The 5,253-nt window shown below is 70.2% G+C and carries 5 protein-coding genes; all 5 read left to right on the top strand.

Features of this window, described 5'->3' with window-relative positions; all coding sequences use genetic code 11:
* Positions 1-357, top strand: a 357-nt coding sequence (locus ABZ914_RS45900) for a substrate-binding domain-containing protein (protein WP_500200964.1), incomplete at its 5' end; no start/stop codon positions are given.
* Between the two features lie 155 nt (positions 358-512).
* Positions 513-1,802 carry an extracellular solute-binding protein gene (locus ABZ914_RS45895; RefSeq protein ID WP_241756427.1) on the top strand — a complete coding sequence of 430 codons (1,290 nt, stop codon included), beginning with the start codon at positions 513-515 and terminating at the stop codon, positions 1,800-1,802.
* Positions 1,803-1,908: 106 nt separating this feature from the next.
* A complete protein-coding gene (locus ABZ914_RS45890) occupies positions 1,909-2,895 on the top strand; it encodes a carbohydrate ABC transporter permease (protein WP_500200963.1) in 987 nt (328 codons plus the stop codon).
* Positions 2,892-3,788 (top strand): carbohydrate ABC transporter permease, encoded by an 897-nt coding sequence (locus tag ABZ914_RS45885; protein WP_500200962.1) that lies wholly within the window; start codon positions 2,892-2,894, stop codon positions 3,786-3,788. Before ABZ914_RS45890 ends, ABZ914_RS45885 begins: the two co-directional genes overlap by 4 nt.
* Positions 3,789-3,793: 5 nt before the next feature.
* Complete coding sequence (locus ABZ914_RS45880) at positions 3,794-5,227, top strand: GH1 family beta-glucosidase (protein WP_500200965.1); 1,434 nt, start codon at positions 3,794-3,796, stop codon at positions 5,225-5,227.
* The last annotated feature ends 26 nt before the right edge of the window (positions 5,228-5,253 follow it).

Here is a 5,253-nt window from a genome sequence, read left to right as displayed (position 1 = left end):
CAGGCCGCCGCGGCCAAGCTGCTGGACGCCGGATGCACCGCGATCTGCGGCGGCAACGACATCATGGCGCTCGGCGCGATCCGCGCGGCCCGCGCACGCGGCCTGCGAGTGCCCGAAGACGTGTCGGTGACCGGCATGGACGACTCCCTGCTCACCGCCTACCTCGACCCGCCGCTGACCACGATCCGCCAAGCCGTCCGGGAGATGTCGATGGCGGCGGTCAGCACAGTGCTCGACGAGATCCGAGGCGCACGCTCACCCCGCACCGAACTGCTGTTCCGCCCGGAACTGGTCGTGCGGCGCTCCACGGCACCCGTCCCCGCCAGCCGGCGGCTGTCCACCGTACAGGAGGGCTGAGCCGGGCCCCGACCGGGGCCCGGCCGGTTCTGTCCTCGTTGTAACGGTTGTGTTGCGGCGGATTGACAGTGAGGCGGCTCACGGTCTTTCCTTCGTGGGAGCGCTCCCACGCAATGGAAGACACAACCTGAGAGGGGTCCGCCATGAGGGCCATCATGCGGCGCGGACTGGGTACGGCGATGGCGGTCCTGCTCGCCGGCGGTCTCGCGGCCGCCTGCGGCGGGGACGACAAGAAGGACTCGGACTCGGGGCCGGTGACGCTCACCGTCGACGTGTTCGGCGAGGTCGGCTACGACCAGCTGTACAAGCAGTACGAGCAGTCCCACCCCGGCGTCACCATCAAGCAGCGCAAGGTCTCCGACCTGGACACCTACAAGCCGCGCATCCAGCAGTGGATGGCCACGGGCAGCGGCGCCGGAGACGTGGTGATGCTGGAGGAGGGCATCCTCCCGCTCTACATGCAGCAGCGGGCGAAGTTCCTCAACCTGTTCGACTACGGCGGCAAGGCCCTCCAGGACAAGTTCCTCCCCTGGAAGTGGCAGATGGGCGTCAGCCCCGACGGCAAGCAGCTCGTCGGGCTCGGCACCGACGTGGGCCCGCTCGCCATGTGCTACCGCACCGACCTGTTCAAGAAGGCCGGCCTGCCCACCGACCGCGAGGAGGTCGGCAAGCTCTGGCCGACGTGGGACGCGTTCCTGCAGACCGGGCAGAAGTTCCAGCAGAAGGTGTCCGGCACCAAGTGGCTCGACGGCCCCACCGCCGTCTTCCGCGCCACCGTCCTGCAGAACGCCGGCGCCGGCCCCGGCTACAGCTTCTTCGACAAGGACGACAAGTTCGTCTTCGACACCAACCCGGCGGTGAAGCAGGCGTTCGACACCTCGCTGAAGTTCGAGGAGAGCAAGCTCACCTCCGACATGTCGATCTTCACGCCGCCGTGGCAGGCGGGCCTCAAGCGCGACACGTTCGCCACCGTGCCCTGCCCGTCCTGGATGCTCGGCGGCATCGAGCAGTTCTCCGGCCCGTCCGGCAAGGGCAAGTGGGACGTGGCGACCACGCCCGGCGGCTCCGGCTACTGGGGCGGCTCGTGGCTCGCCGTCCCCAAGCAGACCAAGCACCCGAAGCAGGCCGCCGCGCTCGCCGAGTTCCTGACCTCCCCGCAGGGGCAGACCGGCGCGTACGCCGCCGCCAACACCTTCCCGTCGTCGCCGCAGGCCGAGCAGGACCCGGCCGTCGCCGGCTCCAAGAACGCCTACTTCAACGACGCCCCCGCCGGCAAGATCTTCGGTGACCTGGTCGCCTCGGTGAAGCCGGTGCACCTCGGCCCGAAGAACGAGGACGTCCGGGCGGCCGTCGAGAACGTGCTGATCTCGGTCGGCCAGGGCAAGGTCAAGCCGGACGAGGCCTGGTCCAAGGCCGTCGAAGCGGCCAAGAAGGCCGCCAGGTAGCCGCCCCCCGCCGCGGCGGCGGCGCCGTGCCCCACCTCCCCGTACGGCGCCGCCGCCGTTCTCTTCCCCTGCCCAAGTCCCGTCCTCGGAAAGGAGGCGCAAGGCCATGGCCACCGAACTGCGCCCCAGCCGGAACGGCCCCCAGCATCCCCCGGCGAAGGCCCCTCCGGCGGCCCCCCGCTCCCTGCGGTCCCGGTTGACCCGGCTCGATGTGAAGGGCGCGCCGTACGCCTTCATCTCGCCGTTCTACATCATCTTCGCGATCTTCGGCGCGTTCCCGCTGGTCTACACGCTGTGGGTGTCGCTGCACGACTGGGAGCTCGCCTCGGGCACCCGCAAGTGGGTCGGCTTCGACAACTACAAGTACCTGTGGGGCGACCCCGACTTCTGGCACGCGACGGTCAACACGCTCGCCATCTTCGTGCTGTCGACGATCCCGCAGCTGCTGATCGCGCTGTTCATCGCCAACGCGCTCAACCGGCGGATGCGCGTGCCGACCCTCTTCCGCATCGGCATGGTCGCGCCGCTGGTCACCTCGACCGCCGCCGTCGCGATCGTGTTCACCCAGATGTTCGACCACGACTGGGGCATGATCAACTGGGCGCTCGGGCTGGTGGGAATCGACCCGATCAGCTGGTCCACCAGCCGCGGCTGGTCCTGGGTGGCGATCGCCACCATGGTCGACTGGCGCTGGACGGGCTACAACGCGCTCATCTACCTCGCCGCCATGCAGGCGATCCCGAAGGACCTGTACGAGGCCGCCTCGATCGACGGCGCGTCCCGGATCCGGCAGTTCTGGCAGATCACCGTGCCGATGCTGCGCCCCACGATCATCTTCACCACGATCATCGCGACCATCGGCGGGCTGCAGCTGTTCACCGAGCCGGTCCTGTTCAGCGTGGGCACGCCCAACAAGATGGACGGCGGCCCGCTGCACCAGTTCCAGACGCTGACGATGTACATGTACGACAACGCCTTCGGCCATGACCGGTACGGCTACGGCGCCACGATCGCGTGGGCCCTGTTCGTGATGATCATCCTCTTCTCGCTGATCAACTTCCTGTTCGTGCGGCGCACGGGAGGCACCAAGTGACCACGCTCCTGGCCGGTCCCGGCGACGCCCGGCACGCGCGCGGCGGCGGCCGTCCCGGCCGGCTCCACGGCCTGTGGAACGCCAGCCCGCTGACCTACCTCACGCTGATCGTCGCGCTCGCCCTGTCGGTCTTCCCGATCTACTGGATGATCGCGGTGGCGACCCGCACCAACGACGTGGTCTCCGACGTCCCGCCGCCGCTGCTGCCCGGCGGGCACGGCGGCGCCAACGTGCACCGGCTGTTCGACAACCCCGACGCCTACTTCGCCAAGGGCCTGCTGAACTCCGCGATCGTCTCGGCATGCGTGACCGTCTCCACCGTGTTCTTCGCCTCGCTGGCCGGCTTCGCGTTCGCCAAGCTGCGCTTCCGCGGCAAGAACGCGCTGCTGGTGACGATCGTCGGGACGATGATGATCCCGGTGCAGATGGGCATCATCCCGCTCTACATGATCATGGTGAAGCTGGGCTGGCAGAACCATCTGCAGGCGGTGATCGTCCCGTTCCTCGTCACCGGGTTCGGCGTGTTCATGATGCGGCAGTACGCCGACCAGGCCGTCCCGGACGAGCTGATCGAGGCGGCCCGCGTGGACGGCTGCACGACGTTCGGCATCTACTGGCGGGTCGTGCTGCCCGCGCTGCGCCCCGCCGCGGGCGTCCTCGGCCTCTTCACGTTCATGCAGTCCTGGAACGACTTCATGTGGCCGCTGGCGACGCTCAGCCCCGAGAACCCCACGGTGCAGCTCTCGATCAACAACCTGGCGAACGCCCACTTCTCCGACTACACGCTCATGTTCGCCGGCACCACCGTGGCGGTCCTGCCGCTGCTCGTGGTGTTCATCCTGTTCGGCCGCCAGATCATCGGCGGAATCATGGAAGGTGCAGTGAAGGCGTGACCTCTCTGGAATCCAGCGCCGTTCAGGACGACGCCGGCGCCCGCGGCGCCGGCCCGCGGTTCCCCACCGGGTTCCGCTGGGGCGCCGCCACGGCCGCCTACCAGATCGAGGGGGCCGCGGCCGAGGACGGCCGCGGGCCGTCGATCTGGGACACCTTCGCGCGCACCCCGGGCAAGGTCCTCGGCGGCGACACAGGGGACGTCGCCGTGGACCACTACCACCGGTACCCCGAGGACGTCGCGCTGATGCGCGACCTCGGGCTGTCCTCCTACCGGTTCTCCATCTCCTGGCCCCGGGTTCAGCCGGCCGGGGCCGGGGCCGTCAACGAGCGGGGGCTCGACTTCTACCGGCGCCTCGTCGACGCGCTGCTGGAAGCGGGGATCGAGCCCTGGCCGACGCTCTACCACTGGGACCTGCCGCAGCCGCTGGAGGACGCGGGCGGCTGGCCCGAGCGGGACACCGCGCACCGGTTCGCCGACTACGCCGGGCTCGTGCACGAGGCCATCGGCGACCGCGTGCGGCACTGGACGACGGTGAACGAGCCGTGGTGCGCGGCGTTCCTCGGCTACGCGTCCGGGGACCACGCGCCCGGCCGGCTCGACCCGTCGGGGTCCCTGCTGGCCGCGCACCACCTGATGCTGGGCCACGGCCTGGCGGTGCAGGCGATGCGGGCCCGCCACCCCGGCAACCTGTTCGGCGCGGCCGTCAACCTGTACGCGGTCTCCCCCGCGACGGACGACCCCGCCGACGTCGACGCGGCGCGCCGCATCGACGGCATGCAGAACCGGCTGTTCCTCGACCCGCTGCTGCTCGGCCGCTACCCCGAGGACGTGCTGGCCGACACGGCCCGGCACGGTTTCGAGCCCGCCGCGGCGGACCTCGCCGTCATCAACCAGCCGATCGACCAGCTCGGCATCAACTACTACACGCGGCACACGGTCGCGGGGACGCCCGGGGAGGCGGCGCAGACGGCGTCGGGGCCGTTCGCCGTGCACTCGCCGTGGGTGGGCAGCGAGCACGTCCGGTTCGTCTCGGCGGGGCGGCCGACGACCGGGATGGGCTGGGAGATCGACGAGGGCGGGCTGCACGAGGTGCTGACCCGGGTGCACCGGGAGTACCCGGCCGTCCCGCTGTACATCACCGAGAACGGCGCGGGCTACGACGAGACGCCGGACGGCGATGGCACGGTCCACGACGCGGGGCGCATCGCCTACATCGACGCGCACCTGCGCGCGTGCCACGCCGCCATCGCCGACGGGGTACCGCTCGCGGGCTATTTCACATGGTCGCTGCTGGATAATTTCGAATGGGCTTGGGGCTACTCCAAGCGCTTCGGGCTGGTTCACGTGGACTATGCGACGCAGCGCCGGACGCCCAAGGACAGCGCGCGCTGGTACTCGGACGTGATCCGGCGGGGCGGCCTGCCCGGGGGCGGCTGACGGTCGCGGGGGCCGGCACCGCCCGC

This window comes from Spirillospora sp. NPDC046719, from assembly GCF_040645715.1.
Lineage (GTDB): Bacteria > Actinomycetota > Actinomycetes > Streptosporangiales > Streptosporangiaceae > Spirillospora.
The sequence above is the reverse complement of the archived record's forward strand: the minus strand, read 5'-3'. Positions and strand labels throughout refer to the sequence as shown.

What these genes read in the sequence shown, in the direction of transcription:
- ABZ914_RS45895 (WP_241756427.1), top strand. Translation starts at nt 513, where the DNA reads ATGCGGCGCGGACTGGGTACGGCGATGGCGGTCCTGCTCGCCGGCGGT.
- ABZ914_RS45890 (WP_500200963.1), top strand. Translation starts at nt 1,909, where the DNA reads ATGGCCACCGAACTGCGCCCCAGCCGGAACGGCCCCCAGCATCCCCCG.